The organism is Curtobacterium sp. MCBA15_009, from assembly GCF_001864895.1.
Classification (GTDB): domain Bacteria; phylum Actinomycetota; class Actinomycetes; order Actinomycetales; family Microbacteriaceae; genus Curtobacterium.
In genome coordinates, this window is record NZ_MJGO01000024.1 from 1 (window position 1) to 271 (window position 271).

Consider the following 271-nt stretch of genomic DNA (forward strand, 5'->3'; position numbering starts at 1 on the left):
ATTTTGGCTGATCACTAACGTATTGTCATACACTCAGGCTTTTATTTTGTTACCCCTGGGTTATCCTTGGGCTAATCACAAGCCCAGTTACCGGACACGAATTAACGGAAGGACGCCAAAATCATGAAAGCTGTTCGCTATGTGGCTCTTGCCATCGTTGGCCTGCTCATTCTTGCCGTTGCCGCCGTCGCTATCGCGGTCGCCGTTATTGACCCAAACACCTACAAGCCACAGATTGAGAAAGTGGTCGAGAGTAAGACCAACCTGGACC

At 49.4% G+C, this 271-nt stretch carries 1 protein-coding gene; it reads left to right on the plus strand.

The window, feature by feature from the left end:
• Positions 1–123: 123 nt before the first annotated feature.
• On the plus strand, positions 124–271 hold a 148-nt coding region (locus BIU97_RS18525), incomplete at its 3' end, for an AsmA family protein (RefSeq protein ID WP_139195959.1).